28 protein-coding genes are annotated in these 23,864 nt (G+C 60.0%); 16 read left to right on the forward strand and 12 right to left on the reverse strand.

The features are described from left to right. Positions 1–97 precede the first annotated feature (97 nt). On the reverse strand, positions 98–535 hold the full coding sequence (locus AC1PLS_RS00245) for a winged helix-turn-helix transcriptional regulator (protein WP_104569376.1): 438 nt from the start codon (positions 533–535) through the stop codon (positions 98–100). Between the two features lie 233 nt (positions 536–768). On the opposite strand from AC1PLS_RS00245, the gene AC1PLS_RS00250 reads away from it, so the two are divergent. Together AC1PLS_RS00250 and AC1PLS_RS00255 are read left to right on the forward strand one after the other, a co-directional pair. After that, positions 769–1,572: an SDR family NAD(P)-dependent oxidoreductase gene (locus tag AC1PLS_RS00250; RefSeq protein ID WP_481104043.1), complete on the forward strand. Its 804-nt coding sequence runs from the start codon at positions 769–771 to the stop codon at positions 1,570–1,572. Next, positions 1,535–2,002: a YciI family protein gene (locus AC1PLS_RS00255; protein WP_237474959.1), complete on the forward strand. Its 468-nt coding sequence runs from the start codon at positions 1,535–1,537 to the stop codon at positions 2,000–2,002. Before AC1PLS_RS00250 ends, AC1PLS_RS00255 begins: the two co-directional genes overlap by 38 nt. Positions 2,003–2,160: 158 nt before the next feature. Here the strand turns inward: AC1PLS_RS00255 and AC1PLS_RS00260 are convergent, their stop codons facing one another. Next, complete coding sequence (locus AC1PLS_RS00260; RefSeq protein ID WP_481104526.1) at positions 2,161–3,231, reverse strand: ATP-grasp fold amidoligase family protein; 1,071 nt, start codon at positions 3,229–3,231, stop codon at positions 2,161–2,163. A gap of 456 nt (positions 3,232–3,687) precedes the next feature. Between AC1PLS_RS00260 and AC1PLS_RS00265 the strand changes: the two genes are divergently transcribed. After that, a complete protein-coding gene (locus AC1PLS_RS00265) occupies positions 3,688–4,401 on the forward strand; it encodes a hypothetical protein (protein ID WP_481104527.1) in 714 nt (237 codons plus the stop codon). A 10-nt stretch (positions 4,402–4,411) separates the two neighbouring features. On the opposite strand, the gene AC1PLS_RS00270 is transcribed toward AC1PLS_RS00265, so the two are convergent. After that, entirely contained in the window at positions 4,412–5,305 is an 894-nt protein-coding gene (locus tag AC1PLS_RS00270) for a LysR family transcriptional regulator (protein ID WP_184432703.1), read from the reverse strand. Positions 5,306–5,443: 138 nt separating this feature from the next. Between AC1PLS_RS00270 and AC1PLS_RS00275 the strand changes: the two genes are divergently transcribed. Both AC1PLS_RS00275 and AC1PLS_RS00280 read left to right on the forward strand, forming a co-directional pair. Beyond that, positions 5,444–6,196 carry an SDR family oxidoreductase gene (locus AC1PLS_RS00275; RefSeq protein ID WP_481104044.1) on the forward strand — a complete coding sequence of 251 codons (753 nt, stop codon included), beginning with the start codon at positions 5,444–5,446 and terminating at the stop codon, positions 6,194–6,196. 137 nt (positions 6,197–6,333) lie between these two features. Next, positions 6,334–6,810, forward strand: coding sequence for a hypothetical protein (locus AC1PLS_RS00280; RefSeq protein ID WP_481104045.1), 477 nt, complete (start codon positions 6,334–6,336; stop codon positions 6,808–6,810). 145 nt (positions 6,811–6,955) lie between these two features. On the opposite strand, the gene AC1PLS_RS00285 is transcribed toward AC1PLS_RS00280, so the two are convergent. Further along, positions 6,956–7,282 (reverse strand): nuclear transport factor 2 family protein, encoded by a 327-nt coding sequence (locus AC1PLS_RS00285; protein ID WP_481104046.1) that lies wholly within the window; start codon positions 7,280–7,282, stop codon positions 6,956–6,958. Between the two features lie 86 nt (positions 7,283–7,368). On the opposite strand from AC1PLS_RS00285, the gene AC1PLS_RS00290 reads away from it, so the two are divergent. The 4 genes from AC1PLS_RS00290 (at position 7,369) to AC1PLS_RS00305 (ending at position 11,133) form a co-directional block, all read left to right on the forward strand. Continuing rightward, the gene (locus AC1PLS_RS00290) at positions 7,369–7,716 is read left to right on the forward strand and encodes a winged helix-turn-helix transcriptional regulator (protein WP_481104047.1); all 348 of its coding nucleotides are present in this window, start codon (positions 7,369–7,371) and stop codon (positions 7,714–7,716) included. A 202-nt stretch (positions 7,717–7,918) separates the two neighbouring features. Further along, positions 7,919–8,062: a hypothetical protein gene (locus tag AC1PLS_RS00295; protein ID WP_481104048.1), complete on the forward strand. Its 144-nt coding sequence runs from the start codon at positions 7,919–7,921 to the stop codon at positions 8,060–8,062. Between the two features lie 238 nt (positions 8,063–8,300). Continuing rightward, the gene (locus AC1PLS_RS00300; protein ID WP_166771453.1) at positions 8,301–8,723 is read left to right on the forward strand and encodes a hypothetical protein; all 423 of its coding nucleotides are present in this window, start codon (positions 8,301–8,303) and stop codon (positions 8,721–8,723) included. 163 nt (positions 8,724–8,886) lie between these two features. Next, complete coding sequence (locus AC1PLS_RS00305) at positions 8,887–11,133, forward strand: hypothetical protein (RefSeq protein ID WP_481104049.1); 2,247 nt, start codon at positions 8,887–8,889, stop codon at positions 11,131–11,133. A gap of 448 nt (positions 11,134–11,581) precedes the next feature. Here AC1PLS_RS00305 and AC1PLS_RS00310 read toward each other — a convergent pair whose 3' ends face one another. From AC1PLS_RS00310 to AC1PLS_RS00320, 3 genes are all read right to left on the reverse strand, one after another. Then, entirely contained in the window at positions 11,582–11,776 is a 195-nt protein-coding gene (locus AC1PLS_RS00310) for an XVIPCD domain-containing protein (protein ID WP_481104050.1), read from the reverse strand. A gap of 261 nt (positions 11,777–12,037) precedes the next feature. Beyond that, positions 12,038–12,694, reverse strand: coding sequence for a hypothetical protein (locus AC1PLS_RS00315; protein WP_166771455.1), 657 nt, complete (start codon positions 12,692–12,694; stop codon positions 12,038–12,040). Next, the gene (locus AC1PLS_RS00320; RefSeq protein ID WP_166771456.1) at positions 12,694–13,725 is read right to left on the reverse strand and encodes an ImmA/IrrE family metallo-endopeptidase; all 1,032 of its coding nucleotides are present in this window, start codon (positions 13,723–13,725) and stop codon (positions 12,694–12,696) included. The genes AC1PLS_RS00315 and AC1PLS_RS00320 overlap by 1 nt, the downstream gene beginning before the upstream one ends. Positions 13,726–14,135: 410 nt before the next feature. Here AC1PLS_RS00320 and AC1PLS_RS00325 point away from each other — a divergent pair, with 410 nt between their 5' ends. After that, positions 14,136–14,720, forward strand: a complete 585-nt coding sequence (locus AC1PLS_RS00325; protein WP_166771457.1) for a sce7726 family protein — start codon at positions 14,136–14,138, stop codon at positions 14,718–14,720. Here AC1PLS_RS00325 and AC1PLS_RS00330 read toward each other — a convergent pair. Continuing rightward, positions 14,717–15,736 (reverse strand): beta family protein, encoded by a 1,020-nt coding sequence (locus AC1PLS_RS00330; RefSeq protein WP_166771458.1) that lies wholly within the window; start codon positions 15,734–15,736, stop codon positions 14,717–14,719. The two genes, AC1PLS_RS00325 and AC1PLS_RS00330, sit on opposite strands and share 4 nt — an antisense overlap. 318 nt (positions 15,737–16,054) lie before the next feature. Beyond that, positions 16,055–16,276, reverse strand: a complete 222-nt coding sequence (locus AC1PLS_RS00335) for an XAC0095 family protein (protein ID WP_481104051.1) — start codon at positions 16,274–16,276, stop codon at positions 16,055–16,057. A 610-nt stretch (positions 16,277–16,886) separates the two neighbouring features. Here AC1PLS_RS00335 and AC1PLS_RS00340 point away from each other — a divergent pair. The 4 genes from AC1PLS_RS00340 to AC1PLS_RS00355 all read left to right on the forward strand — a co-directional run bounded on the left by AC1PLS_RS00340 (position 16,887) and on the right by AC1PLS_RS00355 (position 19,219). Next, entirely contained in the window at positions 16,887–17,240 is a 354-nt protein-coding gene (locus AC1PLS_RS00340; protein WP_481104052.1) for a SymE family type I addiction module toxin, read from the forward strand. Positions 17,241–17,297: 57 nt separating this feature from the next. After that, positions 17,298–18,038, forward strand: coding sequence for an RNA polymerase sigma factor (locus AC1PLS_RS00345; RefSeq protein ID WP_481104053.1), 741 nt, complete (start codon positions 17,298–17,300; stop codon positions 18,036–18,038). A gap of 161 nt (positions 18,039–18,199) precedes the next feature. Next, positions 18,200–18,535 (forward strand): hypothetical protein, encoded by a 336-nt coding sequence (locus tag AC1PLS_RS00350; protein ID WP_481104054.1) that lies wholly within the window; start codon positions 18,200–18,202, stop codon positions 18,533–18,535. 144 nt (positions 18,536–18,679) lie between these two features. Then, complete coding sequence (locus AC1PLS_RS00355) at positions 18,680–19,219, forward strand: hypothetical protein (protein ID WP_481104055.1); 540 nt, start codon at positions 18,680–18,682, stop codon at positions 19,217–19,219. A gap of 6 nt (positions 19,220–19,225) precedes the next feature. Here the strand turns inward: AC1PLS_RS00355 and AC1PLS_RS00360 are convergent, their stop codons facing one another. Together AC1PLS_RS00360 and AC1PLS_RS00365 are read right to left on the reverse strand one after the other, a co-directional pair. Beyond that, positions 19,226–19,672, reverse strand: coding sequence for a hypothetical protein (locus AC1PLS_RS00360; protein WP_481104056.1), 447 nt, complete (start codon positions 19,670–19,672; stop codon positions 19,226–19,228). Between the two features lie 359 nt (positions 19,673–20,031). After that, the gene (locus AC1PLS_RS00365) at positions 20,032–20,439 is read right to left on the reverse strand and encodes a DoxX family protein (protein ID WP_102255286.1); all 408 of its coding nucleotides are present in this window, start codon (positions 20,437–20,439) and stop codon (positions 20,032–20,034) included. Positions 20,440–20,531: 92 nt separating this feature from the next. Here AC1PLS_RS00365 and AC1PLS_RS00370 point away from each other — a divergent pair, with 92 nt between their 5' ends. Further along, positions 20,532–20,909 carry a winged helix-turn-helix transcriptional regulator gene (locus AC1PLS_RS00370; protein WP_481104057.1) on the forward strand — a complete coding sequence of 126 codons (378 nt, stop codon included), beginning with the start codon at positions 20,532–20,534 and terminating at the stop codon, positions 20,907–20,909. Between the two features lie 267 nt (positions 20,910–21,176). On the opposite strand, the gene AC1PLS_RS00375 is transcribed toward AC1PLS_RS00370, so the two are convergent. Next, complete coding sequence (locus tag AC1PLS_RS00375) at positions 21,177–21,356, reverse strand: CsbD family protein (protein WP_016902944.1); 180 nt, start codon at positions 21,354–21,356, stop codon at positions 21,177–21,179. Between the two features lie 167 nt (positions 21,357–21,523). Here AC1PLS_RS00375 and AC1PLS_RS00380 point away from each other — a divergent pair, with 167 nt between their 5' ends. Then, entirely contained in the window at positions 21,524–23,812 is a 2,289-nt protein-coding gene (locus tag AC1PLS_RS00380; protein ID WP_481104058.1) for an ATP-binding protein, read from the forward strand. Positions 23,813–23,864 lie beyond the last annotated feature (52 nt).

The raw sequence follows: 23,864 nt of genomic DNA on the forward strand, positions 1-23,864 counted from the left end.
GCGTCACGCAGTCGCCCAGGTCGAGGCAGCCAGGGCGCGCGAGGGTAGCGCGCCAGGCGTCAACGCATGCTGAGAACCATCCACCACGCCGCCGCGCTTACTCCGGCATCACCATGCGGATCTCGCGTGTGCCGATCTCTGCACCGGTGACTGCATCGATGGCAACCGGCTGCAGCTCGGTGCCGGTTTCCGCATCCAGAAAACGCAGCAACTTGCCCTCGCCACGGTGCTTGCGGCCCCACGCGCCGATCATGAACAGCACCGGCAGGTAATCGCGCCCTGCCTGGGTCAGCACGTACTCCTCGCGCGGCGGGCGGGTGGAATACAGGCGCTTTTCCAGCAGCCGCTCCTCGGTCAGCGTCGCCAGCCGCTTGGTCAGCATGGTCGGGGCAATCCCCAGGCTCTGCCGGAACTGATCGAAGCGGGTCAGCCCGGAATTGGCGTCACGCAGGATCAGCATCGTCCACGCATCGCCCAGGAAAGTCAGGCTGCGCGCGATCGGGCACAGGCTGTCCGATGCATTTTTTGAGTTCATATCATTTCCGTATTGACTTACTATCAAATCGATACTAGCATGCGGCGCATGGGCAGTCCAACCGCGCGTTCCAGGCAGGTGACGGGCGCCCAGGCCGCGGCGGCAACCGCGGCGGCAGTCCGCATCAACGCACACCGCAATGCAGGTCAGCGTCAGGCACCGCGCAGCTGCACGCCGATGGCTGGCGATGTTTCTCCACCTTCCCTAAACCGCATTCCTTCAGAGACACCACGATGAAAAAGACAGTGCTGATCACCGGCGCATCCTCAGGGTTTGGCCTGTTGCTGGCCACCAACCTGCACAAGCAAGGCTTCAACGTCATCGGCACCAGCCGCGAGCCGGAAAAGCACCAGGCCACGCTGCCGTTCAAGCTGCTGCGCCTGGATATCGACGATGACGCCTCGATCCAGTCGTTTGCCACAACGCTGTTTCAATCGGTCGACCGCCTGGATGTGCTGGTCAACAACGCCGGCTACATGGTCACCGGTATCGCCGAAGAAACCGCCATCAACGTGGGCCGCCAGCAGTTCGAAACCAACTTCTGGGGCACGGTCAAAACCACCAATGCGCTGCTGCCGTATTTCCGCAAGCAACGGAGCGGGCAGATCATCACCGTCAGCTCCATCGTGGCGCTGATCGGGCCGCCGAACCTGTCGTATTACGCGGCCTCCAAGCACGCGGTGCAGGGGTATTTCAAATCGCTGCGGTTCGAACTTGCCCAGTTCAATATCAAGGTCAACATGGTGGAGCCGGTCTGGTTCAAGACCAATCTGGGCCACAACGCAGTGCCTGCCGCCGGCAACACCATTGCCGACTACAACGCTTACCGCACGCAGGCCAACGCGGCGACCCAGAAGGGAATCGACACCGCAGAAGCACCGGATGCCGTGGTGGACACCATCCAGAAGCTGATCCAGGCCAAGGACCCCAAGTTCAGCAACCCGGTCGGAAAGATGACCGGCATGATCCTGTTCCTGCAGAGTTACCTGCCAAAGATGTTTGAAGGCGCGATTTTCAAAAGCATCAAAACAGCCTGAGTGCTGTGCGTTACATGCAGCGCCGATCCAGCTGCTGATTCAATCAAGTAAACCGCGCAAAACCCCGTGTTATCACCCGATCAACGGCTTTGCTAAAGCCGTGACGCATCCCCTTTGCCACGAGTACACGAGAATGAAAGCGTATTTCTGCAAATTCATCCCGCCGCGCGCGGACTTTCTGGCCACCATGTCGGATCAGGAAAAAGCCCTGATGCAGCAGCATGCCGCGTTTCTCGACCAGCGCCTGGCCGAGGGAATCCTGCTGGCGCATGGCCCGGTCATCGATGAAACCGGCGGCTTTGGTCTGTCGCTGTATCAGATTGCCGACGACCAGGACATTGCCGCCATCACCGCACAGGACCCGATCATCAAACACGGGGTCGGGCAGTATGCGCATTACCCCATGCTGCATTTGAAGGCGCGCGGATAAACGCCGCGCTGCAGGCGGCACGCGTGGATCGTCATCGCAGCAGCGCGTTGCGGTGGCGAGCGCGCGCCGCGCATGCAGCAAGCAATGCCAGGCAAAGGCATGCTGCGCTCAGGCCACGCTGTCAGTTGCCCGCCTTCCGAACGGGCGGGCGAGCGCCCTCACCGCACCGGCACCCGCGCGCTGGCGCCCAAACCCTGCGTGGGAAACGCCGCGGCCACCGGCGCACGCCGCTGCACCCACATGTCGCCCATCATCCGGTCCAGCCCGCGGTCCAGGCCGGTGACCAGCCCCGCACCCGGGGTAAAGGTCAGCTCGCCGAAATAGACCTGCCCGTGCTGGATATACCAGTCCACCCGCACGTAATCGAAGTCGCTTGCCAGCACCTTGCTCAGCTCCAGCGCCTGTTCCAGCAGCGCCGGCGCGCAGGGCGGTGCGCGCCCGTCGTCGCGGATGCGGTGAAAGGCCTCGTGCAGGTTGCCCACATAGAAGGTCATGCCCAACTTCGGCGTGTCGAAGCGCCCGTAGATCACCTGCAGCACGTACTGAAAACTGCCGTCCACCTGCCGGAACATGTGGAACTTGTAGTCCACCGGCACCTGCTGCGCATCGCCGATGTACTGCTCCACCAGAATGCGCGGCGGAATATCGCGGTAATGGATCTCGCGCACCTTGTCGGAGAAGTCGGTGCGCAGCCATTGGCCGCAGCGCTCGATGATGCGGCGCTTCTGCTGCGCGTCCGGCTCATCGCGCACCACCTCCACCATCGCCGCGCCATGGTTGGCCTTGATCACGGTCTGCCGCCACTGCGGCAGGCGCAGCAGCTCTTGCGGGTCAGTGCTGTCCAGCAGCAGCGGGATCAGGTGCGCCTCGCCGATCCTGGCCGCCACATACGGGCGCACCGCAAACTTGTCCGCCAGCCGCCGGTACAGCGGGTAATCGCCGTGCACGCACTTGCGGTAGAGGATCTTCTCGTTGAAGCACTTGGGCGCGTACAGATCCGGCAGCCGGCCGAAGGTGTGCAGGTAGTACAGCCGGTCCTGGTGCCGCCAGGGCAGGGTGCGCAGCAGGCCGCGCGCGCCCTTGCGCAGCAGGCGCTTGAGGCCGGCCACGTCGGTGCCCGTGGGCGTGGCGCGGCCGTCGCCCGGAGACGTCGTCAACGCCGGCAGTAGCGCAGCCCACGGCTGACCTGCCCCGCCGTGCGCGCCCAGCGGCTGCGCCTGCAGCCCCATCCCGTTGTCGGCCATCGCCAGATCCCTCGTCCGTAGTGAAGTGAGACTTGCATCACATTTGAGTGTGATGTGTGTCACGGTATACGGAAAGACGCAGACAAGGGTTGCGAATCGTCTCAAGCGACCCGATTGCGCAAAGATCGCGTCGCTTTGGGCATAAAGGCCGGCGCCCGGGCCCGCGCTAGCGCCCGCTTTTGTGCGCCGCGCAAACCTGCGCAGGCCAGGGCCTGCGACCGGCCGCCTGGCGCGTGCGGCACCAGCAACCGGCACAACGCCGCGCCGGGTGCGCCCGCCCGGGCTGCGGGGCAGGCGCGCAATGGCGCACGCATGCGCCGCCACCTGGGCGGCAGTGCGTGGGAGCAAATGCCGGCGCGGCCGGCAAGGGGAGGCAGTCGCATCGCAGGCCGGTATCGCGCAACATCACGCACCGGCACTGCAGCCCGCAACGGATGGCCCATGCACGTCACCAAACTCACGCCCCTGGCAGCGCTGTGCCTTGCGCTTGCCGCCTGCGGCAAAACAGACCAAGCCGCGCAAACCGATAAGGCGCCCACATCGGCGCAGGCAGCAGCCAGCCCCGCCACCGCAGATGGCAACGCCGCCGCACTGCCGCCCGCCCAGGCGGCCAATAGCAGGCCGCCTTCGGTCAGCCAGCAGGCAAGGCGCTATCTCTGCCCGCAGGGCCCCAATGCCTGCCCGGCCGGTGGGCCGTTGATCGCCAACTCCGATGCAGAGGCGCAGTGGCTGCTGCGCCACGGCTACCCGACGGAACACGAACTGGCCCGCTTGGAAACCCTGACGCTGGACCAGCTCAAGGCCGAGTCGCAGGCAGGCAACCAGGCCGCAACGGTGATCTACGGCAAAAAGAACGCACTGGCGGGCCGTTTTTATCAGGGCATCGGCATCCTGCGGCGGGCCGCGGTGGCGGGGAACCTGTATGCGTACTACGGGCTGTCGGACGTGTACGTCAGCGACACCGCAAACAAGAACCTGGTCGACAGCCTGGCCTACCTGCGCCTGGCTTATCTGCTGGGCGATGCAAAAGCCTCGGCCGTCATCGCATCGCGTGGCCTGAGCAGTGTTGAAAACGTCGTGGCCGACGAGCGCGCCGCGTCACTGCACAAGACGTTTTCCAAGTACCAGCGCCCGTCGCCACGGCCGCTGGAATAACGCCGGGCGATCAGCCTCCCACATTCAGTTGCGGAATCTTGGCAAACGCCTGGGCAATAAAATCCATAAACACGATCGCCCGCTTCGGCACCAGCCGGTTGGCCGCATACAGGACGTGCATGGGCACCGCAGGTGCGGAGAATGCGCCCAGCACGATCTGCAGCTGCCCGGCTTTGAGCCCCTGCTCGAACAACCACTCCGGCCCCTGCCCGATGCCCAGGCCCGCGCTCACCGACTCGCGCGCGGCCTCCGGTGAATTGACCCGGATCCGGCCGGACACCGGCACTTCCACATCCTTGAAACGCCACGTCGCCCCGGAGGCCAGCAGGGTGTACAGCACGCAATCGTGCTGGCGCAGGTCCTCGGGCACGCGGGGCACGCCGCGCTCGGCAAGATAGGCATTGCTTGCCACGCACACGCGCTTGAACGTGCCGATCCGCCGTGCGCGCAGCGCGCTGTTTTCCAGGTGGCCGATGCGGATGGCAAGCTCCGCGCCCTCGTCGAGCAGATTGACGAAGCGGTCGTTGATCTGCAGATCCAGCTCCAGGCCCGGAAAGCGCCGCAAAAACTCCGGCACCAGCGGCATCACATAGTGGTGCGACAACGCCGTGGGGCAGGCCACCCGCAGCAAGCCGGACGGCTGCACGTTGTCGTGCAGCGCCATCTCCGACTCGCCCACCGCATCCAGGATGCGGCGCACCTCCGCGTAGTAGCGCTCGCCCTCCGGCGTCAGCACCAGCTTGCGGGTGGAGCGGTTGAGCAACCGGGTGTGCAGGTGCTCTTCCAGCGCTGCCACGTGGCGGCTGACATTGGGCTGCCCCAGGCCCAGGTCACGCCCGGCCGCTGAAAAGCTGCCGGTTTCCACCGCACGCGCAAAGCAGGTCATCAGCAGAAACCGGTCCATCGCTCACCCTCATTCATGCGCATACCGCATGAATGGTATGTGCCGGCGTGGTCTTCCGCCACATTCGGCATGGGCCCAAGCTGCACCCCATCGAAGGCCGGCCACGCGCGGCTGGCCTGCCACCTCCCAGGAGCACCCATGTCCCGTCTAGCAGGCAAACGCACCCTCATCACCGGCGGCACCAGCGGTATTGGCCGGGAGACCGCCCGCCAGTTCCTGGCCGAAGGCGCCCGCGTCATCGTCACCGGCAACAACCCCGAGTCCATCGCCAGCGCCAAGGCCGCGCTGGGTGCCGAGGTGCTGGTGCTGCGTGCCGATTCGGCCAGCGTTGCCGCGCAGCAGCAGCTGGCGCAGGCGGTGCAGGCGCATTACGGCCAGCTCGACATCGCCTTCCTCAATGCCGGCGTGTCGGTGTGGGCGCCGATCGAAGACTGGACCGAGCAGGCCTTCGACGCCTCCTTCGCCATCAACGTCAAAGGCCCGTACTTCCTCATGCAGGCGCTGCTGCCGGTGTTCGCCAACCCCGCCGCGGTGGTGCTCAACACCTCCATCAATGCGCATGTGGGCGCGGCCCGCTCATCGGTGTATGCGGCCACCAAGGCGGCGTTCCTGAGCATGGCCAAGACCCTGTCCAGCGAACTGCTGGCGCGCGGCATCCGCCTCAACGCGGTCAGCCCCGGCCCGGTGGAAACCCCGCTGTACGACAAGCTCGGCATCCCCGCCGCGTACCGCGACCAGGTCAACCAGGACATCGCCGCCACCATCCCGTTCGGCCGCTTCGGCACCCCGGACGAAGTGGCCAAGGCCGTGCTGTACCTGGCCTCGGACGAATCCCGCTGGACGGTGGGCTCGGAACTCATCGTCGACGGCGGCCGCACGCTCAACGGCTGAGTGTTTCCAAGGCAGTAGCAGGCGAACGGCCACGCCCACACCCTTCAAGCGCGACACCGAGCGCTGCAGTGTGCGTCCACGTTGCGGCGCAAGTGCAGCGACTCAATAATGCGCACGCCCTCTTCAGCGGATGACACGTGCGCGCTTTATTCGTCTATGCCGCTGCCCCCGCGATCCTGCTGGCGGCGGTGGCAACCGCCCACGCAGCCCCTGCCGCTGAGTTATGCGGGGTCTTGCGCGCCTTTGTCGGTGCAGTACAGCCGGGCCAGGTGCGTAGTTTTGCGTTCCACACCTCGTGGGGAACCAACTTCAAGCATGCGCAAGAGCAGGCGCTTTCCGCCAAACGGTGTGAGCACGGTGGCGACCCGGCCGCGCAGGCGGTTTGTGCCTACCTGATGCAGCATGGGCAAACAGAGCTTGCAGACGCCACGGTAATGGACTCGGTGGCCTGCCTATCGAGCGGCACCACATTCGATAGCAGCCTGAGACTGCATCACGCCGAGCTGTCCTTTCGTCATGAGGCCATCAACGCAGGCGCGACGATCACAGTCACCTTTGGCGAAGAGACGGAACAGGGCGGCAGGGTGTTTCGACTTCAGGCAGAAGGCGACTAGGCGCCGCCCTACATTTGCTCAGAGGCGCAACGCGCGTCGAGGTACCAAGCAACCGCTCACTAACCGCGCGTGCGGTTGCGTCATGCGGCTGTGGAAGGTCCGCATCCGGCCACGTGCTACCGGCGCAACACGCCCGCATGCCGCGTCAATGAATCTCCAACGCCGCAATCTTGCCGTCCACCAGCTGGAACACATGCTCCAGCTGCAGCGGGCTCTGCGGGAAATCGCCAGACACTTGCGCGGTAACACTCACTTGCTCGCCTTGGGTGTGCACGCCAACCGGCACCGCACGATACGGCGTGGTGGTCTGCGTCTGTGCCAGCCAGGCCGCAATGGCGGCAGCGCCACGGTGCTGGCGGTGCTCGTCGTGCACCACCGCATCGTCGGCCAGGTGCGGCAGCAGCTCCGTGGCATCGCCGGCGTTGCTGGCGGTAAAAAAGCAGGCAATGGCGGCGGGCAGGGCAAGCGACATGGCGGCGGTCCGGTAGAAACGGTATGCCATGATCAGCAGCGGCATCACCTGCCGCAAGAACGCACGCAAAGGTAAGTCACGCACCCATGGGAAAGCCGCACACCCCGGACACCGCCGCGTGCGATGTCGAAGCCCTGCTCAAACTCATCGACGGCCGCTGGAAACTGCTGCTGCTGTTCCACCTGTTCGACGGCAAGGTGCAGCGCTACTCGGACCTGGAGCGGCTGATTCCCGCCATCTCACAGAAGATGCTGGCCCAACAGCTGCGCCAGCTAGAACGCGACGGCCTGGTGCTGCGCACCGTCTACGCGCAGGTACCGCCGCAGGTGGATTACCGCCTGACGCCATGGGGCCAGGCGCTGTGCCCTGCGCTGGATGCAATGCTCAGCTGGGGCCAGGCGCGGCAGCCGTTGCCCGACACGTCGTCGCAATAAACGCTTGGCGCACTGCTGTGGCACGCGGGCCTTAAAACATCAGGTGCACAGCACCGAGCATATCGCTAGAGAATTGGCCCGGATAACACACCGGCGGTCTTGCAGTATCTGCCGTCTCGCGCGCTGCAACCAGACTTGTGCGGCAAACATAATCGGCCTAGTTTCGCCTCGCCACCACTGGGGTGGCGAGGAGGTCACATGCATGGCGACCAACGAGAAAACCGGCCCCAAAGCGGCCAAAGCCGCAAGCAAGGTCTTGCGTAGCGGCAGCACCGGCAGGGACTCAAAAACAGCGGCCGCGTCCGCTTTGAGTCAAACGCCGGACAAGAAGGGCAAAAAGAAATAAGCGAGCGCTGCAGTAAATGAGTAGGAGCGTTGGCACAACGGTGGGCGTCTCTAGTCATGCATTTAGTGCGTGCAATCACAGCGGATGACACCGCAGGAAAAAAAGCAGGTACCACGCTGACAAAATCTCTATATAACGGTAGGGTACAGACTGGAGCGGGGGGGCATGCATGGGGAGCAGATGGGGAAGTAACGGGTTTATAGGTATGCGGCCATTATCACGGCCACTTGAGCTCGCGGTGGGCGGTGGCAAATTTTCCGTCATCATTATCGGCGTGCCGTGGCTGTTGTCGCACCAAAGCAGACCAATCGCACAAAGTTTTAATAAGGGCATTGAGGTAGCGCTCATACCCGACATATGGATGATGCTGTGCATGTGCTGGGCCGCGCTTTTTTCCTTTATCGGCATCTCCCACCAGTGCCGTATTCTGCTTTACACCCGCACTACGCTGATTGGTCTGGCTCTACTGGTGTGCGGAGCCTTTCGCCGTCAGAGCTATGCGGTGAAAAGAATCGACCTGGGGCGTACTGACAGCATTATCGATATGATTCTGTGCAAAAGGCGGTCGCCACACCCCATTGCAACGCAAGTAATGGCAACGCTGGCAAGTTGGTGTCAGTGTCATGCACTAGATCTGTCAATTGCCGGCACATCATCATGATGGTGCGGACTATCGTTTGCAGCGAAAAATTTTTAACGAAGGTTGAGCAATTTTACAGAGCAATCTGATTGCATCTGGCGATGCCACAAAGTAGTTGAATATGAATAATTCTAAATTCACCCATTAACTGTAATTCCAAAATAAATCAATAAATAAGGTCATCATGAATCTAATATCGGGAGATGATAAGGCCTTTAATGAAATTGATAGGCCGCTCATTGCATACGCGTTTCTTGCGCAGACGAAGTCAGATCCAAGTGACTTAATGAGCGGACTGGCCCCAATATTTATTCCTATTGCAAAGCAACTGCAAGGTGAAACCTTTTCTGCTGACATTTTTTCAGAAAAACTAAGGGAGATATATGGAATAAAAATCCATCCTTGGGCTGTCGAGGATTTGACGCCACGACTGGAGGCTTGTGGAATTCTTATCAAGGCTCCTCTTTCTGAAGACGCCGTGGGCTACATATATTCGATACCAGAAAGCTCGGCCAGCGACGAAGTAACGGAGGCTCATATAAGAGCACTTCTTTCTGATTTTTGCACATATGCTGGCACTCAGTTCGATAGTCACAGCCTCAGCCTCAGTAATGAGGAGGCTGAAAAAGCTTTTCTTGAGCATTTAGTCCTAACTGACTTTTCTTCCATTAGAACCCGGGCAAGCTCAGAAAAAAAAGATCCTCGTGTCCTTACGCTGAAGAAAAGTGATGCCAGTCTACTTGATGAGGCTGGCCTAGCAAGACGAGCGCAGCTTGATGTCATATGTGCAGCTTACATAATTGACGTTCTGGAAAAAAATCGTGAAGCGTATGATTTGATTGTGCGAGTCGCGCACGGCGCACTGCTCGCAGAAGTTGTCCTGAATGTACAGAATCCTGAATCCAAAATTGATCTCAAACAACTAACCGTCATTCTGGATGCTCCACTTGCTATGTCTGTTTTAGATGTGCGAGCGAAGGAAAGTACGCAATACGCCCGTGCATTTGTCGATGAACTCAAGGCCAAGGGCGCGGCTATCAAAGTGTTTTTACACTCTGTTGAAGAGATTGAATTCAACATAAGGAGCGTAATCGAGCATGTAGCAAAGGGAGCGGGTCACGGAGCGACTGCTCGCCGTCTCGTCGGAAGCAACTCATTTAGGATTTATCTGGAATCGGTCAGGTCTGATGTCCGGGGAGCAATAGAACGAGCAGACATCAAAGTGATAGATGCACCTTCATCTCCTCAATATCTTCAAGAATTTAGCGAAGATGATGAGGCCTCATTTCAAAGCAGTTTAGGTATATATAACAACTATCAAGCTCAAATACGAGATGCAAAATCTGTCGCAAGCGTAATACGACTTAGGCGAGGCTCTGTCGTTGACTTTAAGAAATTTCAAAACGCGTCTTATATTTTCGTTACTGAGAATGATCGCGTTGCGGAGCGCTCCGGAAAATTCATGGAGGAAAAGCGGGCAAAAAACAAAAACCCGGTTCCCCCTGCATTAACGGATAGATTTTTTGCGGGTATGATGTGGGTAACTTTTGGTGGGAAGACTGACGAGATAACTCAGCATCGACTTCTAGCGAACTGTGTGTCTGCTCTAGAACCTAGAACAGACGTACTGACAAAAGTTCATCAGTTTCTTTCCGAGCTGGATAAGCACAAGGCCGACCATTTCAGGGCCCTAATGACAGAAGATCGCTCTGGGCAACATGTTATGCAGCTCACGCTCGGTGACGCTTTGCTAGTTCGAAGTACCGAAGACGCCTCCGAACTTCTAAAGAAGCTGGAGGAAAAGTACTTCGAGAAAAGCCGAAACTCGCTCGATGAAGAGATTCAGAAAACCAGGCAGGAATATGAAGAGGAAATGACCCGAAAACTCGCTGAGCATGATGAAACCGTTCGTTCGTTGAGTGAAAGCGCAATTCAAAGAGACATAGAAACATCCGAGCGAATTGCCGAACTAGAATCAGTGTCGAGAAATGACGCATTTAAAATTGGCCAACTTGAGGACCGCATCAATGAGTTTCAGCAAGCAATAATCGAGAATTCTTTTCGCGCCAAGTCAAAAGATTTAATCAATCTCAAAAGAGCTGTTATGTCTGCAAATAGAGTTTATAGAGCGGTAATAAAGTTTTCTTATGTTATTGTGATATTTGCTATCGCAATGGTGGCGGCAACACCATTAATTTTTGAATTCAAAATTAGCCTTATTAATTCACTATTATTTGCTGCCGTGAGCGTTGTGATTGCTAGTCTAGGATTCTGGAGAATTCCTGATGCCACATTTGGGCGCATGGCAAATGCTCTTTCTAGACGAGAACTAAGCAAGAAAATTTTAGAATATTCGCTGGAAGATGTGATGGAAGACAGCGTTATCGACATTGAGAAAGGTACTTTGTTGTATAAAGGCAAGCAGGTGTAAATTAACAACAAATAAAATAATTTTCTTTTAAATAGATGGAGTTAAAGAGCTATATTGGCCTTTTCACCAAAAATAGACTTGGTGCAGGCCCTTGGTGGGCCGCTGAAATTGCAAATAGTCACACTCAATTGACAGCATCTACTCCCTCTACCCCATAAAACGCCCCAGTGCCTGGCTCTTGGAATCGCTGTTGCTCCGAGGACAATTCCTGCACGCGCTCCTGCACCAAACGATGGTTGACCGTCTCAAGCTGAGCCAAGCTCTCCTGTACTGGCCGCTGAGTTGCCTCGACGTTGGCATGTGTGTCCGCAGCATGACCGGGTTCTGCAGTTCGCCTTGCACCACAAACAGGTGCTGCGCCGCTGGCAAGTCTCTGTCTTCTCGCTGAGCAAAACATGGTCCACTCGGGTGAGGCCATTATCCTTGGCTAACCGCAGCGGGCTGGCCGTCATTCGCTCACTGGTGCATCGAAGGTGCGGCCGTTGGTTGCATCGAGTTGCTCTACCTCGCTGCGAATCTGTTGATGCATAGCGTGGTCTGGCTGACCTGCATCTGCTGGCATCAATGAGGGGCCAGGCGCAGCTGGCGCTGCAAGGTTTGCCGTCCCGTTGCTGCGTGCGCCGGTTTCCTTGAGCTGAACCATGCCATAGCCGTCCCTACTTATGTCGATAGGATTGAATGTCGGTGCTGACCCTAAATCCAGCCCGTTACGCTCCAGCTGCCTTGGTTCCGGCCCTAGCGACTTGAGGTCGATACAAACCTCAGGAGGCTGGCGATCAAAATCGGGGTCAGGTTGACTTGCAAGTGAACCGGATTCCGTTTTCCGGCAACGCATTCTTCATTGAAGGACCACAATGCAACTTTCAAGAAAAATTGGCTGGCGCGGCCAATAACGATGCGATACCTAGTGGTCCAGCTTGGATAGATAGCGAGATTGGTATTGGCCCAGTGTTCTGCTCTCAATATCTCGCAAGTAGCTCTGAAGCCCCTCAGCGATTACCTTCTCACTAGCGGCGGCGGATCGACCAAATATGGTTGCGATCGCGCTGTTGACGTCCGGTCGTGCGCGAACCCGATCAGATATGTAGGACCAGCCAAAATGCTCGACCAACAGCGCCAATGCCTCCTCCAGGCAGAGGATCTGCACCCAGCTGAAGCGGTCTACGATCGCTCCCCCGACCCTGCACAGAGCCAATAGCGATCGCTTGTCGCCAGTGATCAGTCCAGCGGTGATGTCTTCGCATAAAGCCGCAAATAGAGCTAACTCGCCGCTGTCGATGTCAGGCGTTCCCTCAAGCAAGGCATAGTTTGCAGACTCAACGAGCACAATGACCTCACTGGCCTCGGAGACCAAAAGGTTCGCCTGGGATACCGCTAGGTCACTGCCGAGTTTGGCCAGTGCCTTGGCCGGATTTGCAAGGTGCAGTTGGAAGCGCAGCTGGGACAAGACCGAAAAGTCACTGATGGTTACGCCAAGCGCTGTGGCCAATTCTTCAATCAGGCCGTACTGGCACAGGGACTTTGCCGCGTCGCTATCAAGCAGGTAGTGGGTAGCGCTCATTAGAATCCTTGCATGCTGAGCAGGTACGCGCGGTTATTGTTAGAGAGTTTGTCGACATTGCAGTTGCTGATGAACCTTTCCCTGAGTAGCTCCATTGCACTATTTTGGTTAGGCAAATAGCCTAGTGCTTGATGACCAAGCAACCAATCGTCGTGCTCTCGGGCATAACTCAAAATGAGGTGACCAGGATCAATGTTCAGATGTCTTCCTTGGCTAACCGCATCATTGGTCAGCTCCGCAGCTGAAGCAGGCGACTGCTCACCTTGCGGCAGGTGGAGGTGACCATTACGCAACAGAGTCAGAGCGAACTCGTCTGCTTGCCGCTCCTCTAAGTCTAATTGGCAGCCGCCGTCGCCCTCGATCGTTTCGGTAATGGCCTCCATTCCCTCATCAATGAGGATGCCGGTGCTATCGACGTGGCCAAGGCAGACATGGGCCAACTCGTGAGCAAGCACAAACAGCTGCTTGGCGTTCTGATTGGACTGATAGCCCAGAACAATGATGGGATTGCCATCAATGCGTAGCGCCATCCCCGTGAAGCGCTTGCTACCTCGGGGCAGGTTCTTCAGAAAGAGAACTGGGAGACCCTGGCTCCAGCAAAAATCCAAAAGGGCAATGAAATTGACGGCGTTGCTATCGCTGACAGCTTGGACCATCTTGGCTAGCACCAGTGGATCATTAGGGGTGGGCTGGGCCAGCCGGTCCATGCAGAACAAAGCCAGCTTGCCCATGGCCATGCCCAAGTTGGAGCAGACCTGCAGCTCACTCTCCATCGTGGCCGCGCGCTTTTTGTATCGGGCACAAAGATCTGGGGTGAGCACTTGTAGCTCACCGCTATCTGCAAAACCCACATCCAAGCCGAGGCGCTGCTTCAGGATAGAGGCGAACTCGATCGCTCCAGTACTTGTCTTGAAAAGTGCGTTGTCCCACCAGTCGGGCAGAAGGCGGGTGACGAAGCTCTTGGGGAATCCTGCCGCATTGAGGACCTCGTAGGCGCTCTTGACCGTCACCGTAGGGGTGTTTTTATTCATCCTTGGCCTCCGTTGGGCCTAGGCCGATTGTTGCGTGTGGGCTTGTTGGTGAGCGAAAAGTAGCTTGGCCAAGCGAACCGCGTGGGTGTCCGTTCCATCCCATACAGTGGCAAGAGCATCCATCAGAATCTTTGAGTCCCGCGGATCGCTAGTGCCTTCATATGCATCGACACCTGCATGTTTGCATAGCATCCGCATTGTACGGCTAACCTTCTTTAGGCGGCCAAAGAGGTTCCTATAGACCTGGGGTTGACCAAGACCGGAAGCGCGTGCAATTGAAGCGCTGGTTGCCAGTCCGTCTCGCGCAAATCGATCTCGCAGCTCGGATACGAGCGCCTGAGTTTGCTTTAGCCGTTTCATGCAAAATACAATAATTAATTGCATATAAGCATAGCCATGTTATGCTCCCAATGTACATCCCGCGCGTGGTCACAATGAGAGAGTTTCAGATCAAACAGGCCCTGGCCGACCATCTGGCCACGCAGTCTGCTGCCGAGGATGTATCTTTGCTGGAGGAGCTCCGCCTTCACGGAGGGGAGGTTCGCGCCGATCTAGTCTTGGTCGAGCAAATGCATTGCTTTGAGATCAAGAGCGAGGCAGACAGCCTAGCTCGCCTGATCAACCAGGGTTCTCGCTATGGTTGGGTCTTTGACCGGGTTACTCTTGTTATGGCGCCTCGCCATGTGACCAAAGCCATGGAGCTTCTACCGCCCTGGTGGGGCGCCATGGTTGTTAATGGAGTACCTGGCTCGTTTGAGGTGCTGCGTGAGGCGGGCTTGAACGTCAGACATAAGGCAGCCTCGCTTGTTTCCATCCTCAACAAAGAAGAAGCGCTGGAGGTCTTGCGCCAAGAGGGCCAGCTCACCGGGTGGCGTAGCAAGAGTCTCTATCTAATTCAGCGGCACATTGCCCAGACGCTGGCTCTGGAAGAGATCAAGGAGCATATCCGGACCGCATTGCTCGCCCGAGCAAACAATGCAGTCGCGGTGCACTAGTACTGCTTTTTTAATACATAGCTAATGTGGTGAGTCCAAAACTCGGTGATGTGAAGATGGCCGCCGGTCTTGTCCTTGATTGGAACTGTAGGATCCACCCGGTCAGCGATTAGCCCATCACCGAAAGAGAACGGCTTGCCTTGGAACTCGGTCGGGTAGTTGTTCAGGAAGAGCTTTGAGATTGCGATCGATTCGGCTTTCGTGGAGTACTGGCCGCGCACGATACGCCATTTGTCATCAAGGGCGTAGCGAATGATGACCCTGCTCCCGCGGCGCTTCAGAGTGGCTTCGGACCAGTTTGGATTTAAGGGGCCGTAGTCGGAGAAGCCGATAAGCGTGGCCGGGGCCAAAGCTTCAACACTGGTCCATAGCTCCCAATCCTTGCGCTCCACCGCGCCGGTGCCATTGATATGCGCCAGCGATACAGGGAAGGCGCCGGAGGCGAGATGGATATGTGCAAACCCCAGGCCTTTTAGCGTGGTGAGCATTCCTGCCAACGTTGCCTTGTCAGTGGCGTTGTAGGTGGGGGTCTGGCCAAGGTCGACGATGAGACGATCTGTCTTTGCCGTTAGCCCCGGCACCGCCATTGCCGCCTGCACGATCGCCACACCGTAGACCACGTCTTCAATGCTGGACAGCCTCAAACGCAGCGTCACCTTTCGCTGCCCAAGGTGTGGGTCAATGAGCGGAAAGTCTGCAGCTGCTGTGGCTGGATTCAGTACGGGCGACGCCAGCTGCCCAGAGCCTGTGACCAACGTCAGGAACTGAATCAGCTCATTTATTCGAGTAGCTGTGAGCTTGCCTTGGGGATCGGAGTAGTCAACTAGCGCCTCCTGATTCCAGACATTGGCAAAGCTGGTCAGCATAGATGCGTGTTGAGCCGGCAGACGCGCTTCAATGCATGGGAGAGTCCTCGACGTCACTGGAGGAATCAATTCCTTCAGTGCGCGCTGTTCCCACGTTTGCCATTTGATAATCGGAACGTACTGCGGGTGATCTTTGTACTTCGTCGCCATGGCCCCCTCCTTGGCAGTATTGATGTTCCAACTCATCACATTCTGGTTGAGCCGGTTGCGTTCTCCGGGAGGGATCTCCCTTTATGGAGTGGTATAGATACTCGTTGGGAAAGCAGCAAGAGTCAAATAGGAGGTCAGCGACTTAGTAGCGGTGCGTGCCCTAGGCTGATACACAGCAGCTCGTTTAGAACATGTGCCTATCCTATATGCGCAAATCCTACCTAGTCCACGCGATGTAGCTGTGGGTGGTTCAGTCCGCTTGGCGCTGCAAGCTTGTATCCCGATACGTGTCGTCAGGACTACACATAAGGGCTGCCGCTACGAGGCGATGCCTAAATCGTTGAGCACATCGTCCACCTGCTCGGCCAGGTGATGTAGGAAATGCGCCCATTGCTGCAGTGGAATCGTCGGCGCTCCCAGCGTGCCCTCGTCGCGGGTGCGCGGGGCGGCCAGGGTAGCGAGCAGGCGCAGTTGATCGCGTACGCGCAGCAGGTGGTATTGCGTGCCTTCGGACATCCAGTAGCCGGGTTCGTCGTGCATGCCGCTCTCCTTGCCGTGAGGCAGCTCCCGCTGCACAACGCAGCGGGATGCCGGGAGGCTAGAAACCGCAGACAGCCGGCGGGCTTATTCCCCTTGCGGGTGTTGTATTCGCCGCCCTCCCGGCGCAAGAACGCCGAGCAGTGCCAGGCCAGATGGCCGAGCACAAAAAACCCACCAAGTTCTCGGAGGTGGGTACCGCTGTCTGTGTGGAGTTTCTAGGCTCCGAGCGGAAGTGTGCGTGTGGCGGTGAGTTGGGTCAAGTTGAAGCAATGTCCGGCGCCCACATGTGCGGCTTTGCACGTATTTTTTCGAATGGATGTGCTGCGCCAATGACGCACTAGCTATCAGTTGACACATCGCCAAACAGGTAGCAATCTCGGCTGCAAGGAGCCTAGAAACTCCTCAGACAGCGGTACCCACCTCCGTCAAACCGGTGGGTTTTTTATGCCTGGACTTTTTGTACGAGTGCAGCCGACGCGATGCCTATGTCGGAGTGCAGCTAATGCAAAGATGTTTGGGAAAACAATTCTGAAGTCTGTCTGTGGCTTCTAGCCTCCCGACATCCCGCCGCGTCGTGCGATGGGGCTTGTTCGTCAAGGAGGGCTTTGCCATGCGTCGGTCCACGTCCAGTCCCAAGCCATCGTGCAAACGCGCCACGGTACCACCGCCTACCGAAGTCGTCTGGCGCTCGCTGGATCCCTCGATTCAGCCGCGTCCGTACCTTGAGCGCACGCCCGTCCCCGAACCTCGCGCCGAACCCCGCACACCGCGGCGGCCGGGCCGCCCGCGTGCGCCGCAGCAGTGCACCGTCGGCTATGGGTACTATCCCGACAGTCACCAGCGCATTCCCACCCTGCGCCTGCGCGGCCGCTGGCTGGAACAATTGGGCTTTGCCATCGGCAGCAAGCTGCACATCCGCCAGCGCGATGGCGAGCTGGTCATCAGCGTTGTAGATCCTCGCTGATCACGCCGCAGCGCATGTGCGCACCGCATGTGCCCGGCCCGTTGCTGGAGACGTCGCATGATGAGTGAGGGCATGACCGGCGCGTCGCGTGCAGACCGCCACGTTGTCATCGGCCAGGCGGTCGCGGCACGCGCGCATGTCGCAAGCGGGGTGACGGTTGATCGATACGGCAGCCGCCCGTGGCGCCACCGCAGCGCCTACGCCGTGCGCGAGCTGCCTGCCCGTGCGCCCATGGCGGGCATCTACGCGCTTGGCCGCTTCACCACGCGCTGGCAGGTGCGCGAGGAGCGCGCGCCTGCCAGGGAACGCTTCGACCAGGCTGTGGTGCAGCTGCAGGCGGAGCTGCTCACCTACATGCGGCGGCGCCTGCGCGACCCGCACACCGCCGCGGACCTCGCCCAGGAAGCGCTGCTGCGCCTGCTGGCCTACCGCGACACGCCAGACATCCACAGCTACAAGCTGCTGCTGTACCGCATCGCCCACAACGTGGTGCTGGAGCATTGGCGCACGCGCCACCGCAGGCACGCCTCGCGCCATGTGCCGCTGGAGGGCAGCGAACCGCTCGCCGCCGCCGGCACGGCGGTGGACCAGCTGGTGGACGCCCGCCGCACCCTGCAGCACCTGCACACCCACACGCTGCCCGCGCTGCCGCCCAAATGCCGCCAGGCCTTCATGCTCAACCGCTTCGACGGCCTCACCTACCCGGAAGTCGCAGCCGTCATGGGCATCTCGGTCAAGATGGTGGAAAAGCACATCAGCCGCGCCCTGGCCGCCTGCCGCGCGGCGGTGGGCGAGTAATATTGGGGCACTGCGCAGGTCGGCGTCGGCCGCGAGTTCCGCTTTGACCCCAATCTTTTTGTAGGATCGGAAAGTGGCGCAGTGAAAAAACTGACAGCGATCGATGACTAAGTGCGGCCTTCCAACCAGCGCAACAGCAGTTACGGTTCAAGAGACATATTATGGATGAGCGCAAATTCTTATCAGCACTTCTAGCACGCATGGATCGTCCGAATCCCCGGTTGCTTGCAACACGCTGGCCGTTAGTGTTGCTCAATCTGGCTTTTGTAGCGTTCTTTCTGCTTGTCTTTCAAATCGCTCAGGGCTACACAGTCCATCCAGTTGCTCTTGCACTAGGTTCTCTATCCTTGGGCCTTGTTGGCGCGTGGGTAGGCTACGCTGTCTGCTGGGCGAGACAGTGGCCCCTGGTTCGTGGTCATCTCGATCGCCAAAGTTTACGCGCCCGGCTGGACGAGCTTAAGCCCAAAAAAATCAATCAAGCCGATGCCGCGCCGTGACACTTCACCCAAGCCAAGTCCGCTTCTTGCCTAGGCTCAACCTGCCAGGTGGGCACGAGCCAGGTTCAACCCCGTGGACTAGCATGTTGAACGACTTAGTCGAAAATAGCCGCTTCGCGTCACTGCACAACTAATCAGGTAGCCGTGAAAGTTATTGACTCAGTGATGGATGGGCTGGATCGCATCAGTTCCTTTGCGATGCTCTGCATAAACTCTGCATTGTGCGCGTTCGTACTCCTCGCGCATGGGGGTGCCTTGCTGCTGGTGAGCACCGGCAAGGTGCCCGAGATGGCGCAACGCGTTGCCATTGCCTATGTCTCTGTGCCCGCTGTGCTCATTGCCTTGGCATTCTCGGTGCTTGCGTTCACGCGCCGGAAAAAGCTTGGCACCACCCTCAAAGTCCATGCTGCGATACTCATCGGCCTTGCTGCCTACATGCTTTATGTTGGCCTTGAGGTAGTCTTCAATGGCGTGCCACATGGCGCCGGATTCAGTTGGAATCCGATCCTGTTCGCCTTTGTACTGGGATATCCGCTCTTGCTGACCAAGCGAGCATTCTCGTGGCCAAGCTTCAACCGTGCGCCACTTCGCTTCGCTCCGCTGCTAGCGGTGGGGATTTCATTGTTGATCAGTGCCGCCATTTATTGGCGTCTATTAGCCTCGTTTAGAGCCAGCGCAGCGTAGGCTTACTTACCCACCCTGACACCGCTGCCATCCACCCGCAGCGGCCGACATCTGCTCCCATCCATTGCGCAGCCGCTTCATCGCCTGCCCGCCCACACACGCATAGCCCAGCTGTTTGGCCTCTGCAGTCCCCAGCCCCGGCAGCGCGATGATGGAATCGGAAGGAGCGGGGCGCCCCTGGCTGCGCGCCTCATTACGCAGCATCATGTTCTCGATGCCCTGGCAGTAACGCACCATGCCCGGGTGCGGGTGCGCACGGTATTGTTCGCAATTGAAGGGCGTGGTGTCGCGCGCCATGGAGTTGTACGGCTGCCGCGTTGGCGGGATGTACTTGCTGTTCGCCTTACCTGTGGCCGAGCGCATGCTCTGCGCCGACACGCCTTGTGCGCACGCAAGCAAGCACAGCGTTGTTAGTGCCAGCGCGACACGGCGCGCGGTGATGATCCTGTCCATGGTGTTCCCCCTGTACGCACCGATCCTAGACTACGCGCCGCGCACGCGGGTGGTTCAGCCCGCTTGGTGCCGAGCCGGGAGAACTGCCGCTGCACCATCCAGCGGGATGCGGGAGGAGGGCGCCGTTTCGGAACATATAACCGCAGACGCGTAGCAGCGCGCAGGGGGCTCAGCTATCGGGCAGAGCCACCCCATGCTTCGCGCCTTGCCGTGCCTGTCGGTGCCGAGCAGATCGATGGCCTCACCGATGCATTGAAGACGCATACGCAGGCAATCCGGAATTAGCCTGCGGGTGAGGGTGCCGGCTGGGAGTTGGTGCGGTACAGCCGCCCAGCTGGCAGCGTCCACCCTGTGTCGCGTTACTGCAGCGTTGCGTGGATGGCCGCTGCAGTTGGTGCATAGGGCGAGGGGAGCTGGCGCGCGGCGTTTTGCGTACCGAACGAAGCGAGCAGGAAGAGCAGCCCCAACACGGCCGGTACCGCATCCTTGGGCTTGCTCACACCCAGATGCGCCATGCCCGACAACAGCAGGTGGTAGAACATGCCGGCGTAGGCCAGATCGCTCAACGCGGTGTTGAAGCGCCACACAATCGCTACCGGGCCCAGGATCTTGATGACGATCATCCAGGGCACCAGCAACGGTGCCGAATACCCCAGCTCGGCTTGCGCCTTGCGCACGAACTCGCCCTTGGCCAGATACATGCCGGCAGAAGCCAGGTACAACAGGCACAGCAGCGCGGTACTGATCCAGTAAATAGAAATGCTCATGGTGTTTGCCAGTCAATATTTAAATGCAACCGGGCATCAGAATGTCGCCTAAGATATCGATTGAAAAGTAGGATGAATCACCAGGGCTTAGTATGAAAAAGCAGACCATTGAGGACGGCGAGCACAACATGCACGAACAGATGCGTCGCGCATTTGCGTTGCTGTCTGGCAAATGGAAGCTGGAAATCATGTGGCTGCTCAATCAGCGCGTGTATCGCTTCGGCGAGCTGCGCAAGGCCATCCCCGGTGTTACCCAACACATGCTCACCGCGCAATTGCGCGAGCTGGAAGCAGATGGCCTGATCACGCGCACCGTGTTTGCGCAGGTGCCACCGCGCGTGGAATACGCCATCACGCCAAAGGCACGCGGACTGGGCCCGACGATGGAAGCGCTGACCGCGTGGTGGCAGCAACATGGCGACAGCGTTGCAAAGCGGCCCGCTGCACGCGGGCGCAAGGCCGGCGTTTAGGAGGCAGTCCAGGGAGCGCGTTGTGCGCGTGCAAGTGCCTCGATCATCGTTGCGGCGACGTGCAAACACTCCTGGCCATCAGCCTGGTAAATCAAAAACGATTTCCAAACCCTAAAACGCCAACGCCCCGATCATGTCGGGGCGTTGGTGCGATCTCTCGCCGAAGTGGAATCCACCGTCTACGTCGTTGTGCGTGACGCCTGACGGCCAATCCACTGCTTCAGCGCGGCGGGCGTACTGCCTGCCTACGGTGCTGACTTGCCAGCGTTACTTGGCGGCGTCGCGCACTTTGTCGGCGACCTGGCCAGCCTTGTTCTGCACCTTGCCGACATTCTTTTCGGCAGCGCCTTCCAGCTCGGTGCTCTTGTCGCCGGTGACACGGCCAACGGTTTCCTTGATGGAACCCTTGACCTGCTTGGCGGTACCTTCGATACGGTTCTTGTCCACGGGGTGCCTCATACGGTTGGGGATGTTGCAGCCCAGTCTGTACCCGCAGGACGTGAGTGCGACGTGGGCATGCCGTCATCCCCGCGTCAGCACGCCCAGCTGGCGCGCAGCGCCACCGCGGGGCACGCGCGCGTCTGCACGGCTTGCTGAGGTCGCTGCGTGCCACAATGCGCGCACTTTCCGCCAGGCAATGCCGTCACGTGAGCACACAGCGCCCCGCCACCGAGTCCGCCGGCCTGGAGTTTCTTGCGGGGGGCGGCGAGATGGGCGCGTTGATGCGTGCACACGACTGGGCCGCCACGCCGCTGGGCGCGCCGGAGACCTGGCCGCAGTCGCTGCGCTCGTCGTTGTCGGTGGTGCTCAACTCCACCCTGCTCGGTGCGGTGCTGTGGGGGCCGGAGCTGCGCCTGCTCTACAACGACGTGTACGTGCAATCGATGGGCGACCGTCATCCACAGGCGCTGGGCCAGCCGGTGACCGAGGTGTGGAAGGAAACCTACGCGCCCATCGCACAGGACTTCGCCCGGGTGATGCAAACCGGTGAGGGCTTCGGCCAGGGGGTCATCGCCTTGCCGATGCTGCGCAACGGCGTCAACGAGATGACCTACTGGAATGCCACCGCCTCGCCGATCCGCGGCGAAGACGGCAGCATCGTGGGGCTGATGAATATCGCCATCGAAACCACCGCGCAGGTGGCGGCTGACCGCAACCGCGACATCCAGCACGCGATGTTGAGCAACGAGAACACCCACCTGGTGCACGAGGTGGTCAACCGCACCAGCGAGCGCGATCGCGCGCTGGAGGCCGAAACCGTGGCACGCCGCAATGCCGAGCGCGTGCAGCTGGCGCTGGCGGCCGGGGCGATCATCGGTACCTGGATCTGGGACCTGCCCACCGACGCGTTTTCGGTGGACGAGGCGTTTGCGCAGAACTTCGGCTTCGATCCGTCCACCAGCCGCACCGGCCTGTCGCTGGAGCAGGTGATCCAGACCGTGCACCCGGACGACCGCGAGGGGCTGCGCGCGGCCATTGGCGAGGCGCTCGCTCGTGGCGGTGCCTACGCGCACCAGTACCGGGTCAAACGGCGCGACGGAAAGTATTACTGGCTGGAAGCCAATGGCCGGGTCGAAAAGGGCGCCGATGGCACGCCGCTGCGCTTTCCCGGCGTGCTGCTGGACATCGAGGCGCGCCACGCACTGTCGGAGGAGCGCGACCGCGCGCTGGCGGCACTGCGCGAACTGAGCGACACGCTGGAGCAGCGGGTCACTGAGCGCACGCGCGAGCTGATGACGGTGGAAGAGGCGCTGCGCCAATCGCAGAAGATGGAAGCGGTGGGGCAGCTCACCGGCGGGCTGGCGCACGACTTCAACAACCTGCTGGCCGGCATTTCCGGCGCGCTGGAGCTGATGAGCCTGCGCATCGAGCAAGGCCGCTTCCGCGACCTGGAGCGCTATGTGGCCACCGCGCAGGGCGCCACCACGCGCGCGGCCGCGCTGACCCACCGGCTGCTGGCGTTTGCGCGGCGGCAGACGCTGTTGCCCAAGCCGACCAACGTCAACCGGCTGGTAGTGGACATGCTGGAGCTGATCCAGCGCACGGTGGGCCCGGGGATCTGCGTGGAAAACCTTGCCGCGGCCGAGCTGTGGCTGGCGCTGGTGGATGCGCCGCAGCTGGAGAACGCGCTGCTCAACCTGTGCATCAACGCGCGCGATGCGATGCCCGACGGCGGGCGCTTGTGCGTGCAGACCAGCAACCGCCGGATCGACCGCGAGATGGGCCAGCAGCTGGGCATGCCGGAAGGCCACTACCTGTCGCTGTGCGTGAGCGATACCGGCACTGGCATGCCGCCGGATGTGGTGGCGCGCGCGTTCGATCCGTTCTTCACCACAAAGCCGATCGGCGAAGGCACCGGCCTGGGCCTGTCGATGATTTACGGGTTTGCCAAGCAATCCGGCGGGCAGGTGCGCATCCATTCGGAAGTGGGCAAGGGCTCGACGGTGTGCATCTACCTGCCGCGGCATGCCGGTGCCGACGACAGCAGCGACGGCGGTGCCGCCACGCTGGAACTGGCGCCCTCGCTGGCCGGCGAAACCGTGTTGATCGTCGACGACGAACCCTCCATCCGCCTGCTGTTCACCGAGGTGCTGGAAGAGCTGGGCTACACCGTGCTGGAAGCCGGCGACAGCGCCACCGGGCTGGGCATCCTGCAGTCGCCGGCGCGCATCGACCTGCTGATCAGCGACGTGGGCCTGCCCGGCGGCATGAATGGCCGGCAGATGGCCGATGCGGCGCGCGTCGGCCGGCCCAGACTCAAGGTGTTGTTCATCACCGGCTTTGCCGAACACGCGCAGTTGAACGACCGCCACCTGGAACCGGGTATGGCGGTGCTGGCCAAGCCGTTCAGCGTCAGCCTGCTGGCGGCGCGGGTCAAGGAGATGATTGCGAGCGATTGCTGAGCGGTGGTGCTGCGCATGCGCTTGTCAGGGCACATGCGTATCGCGACCGGGC

It is taken from the genome of Xanthomonas sp. NCPPB 3218, assembly GCF_056725185.1.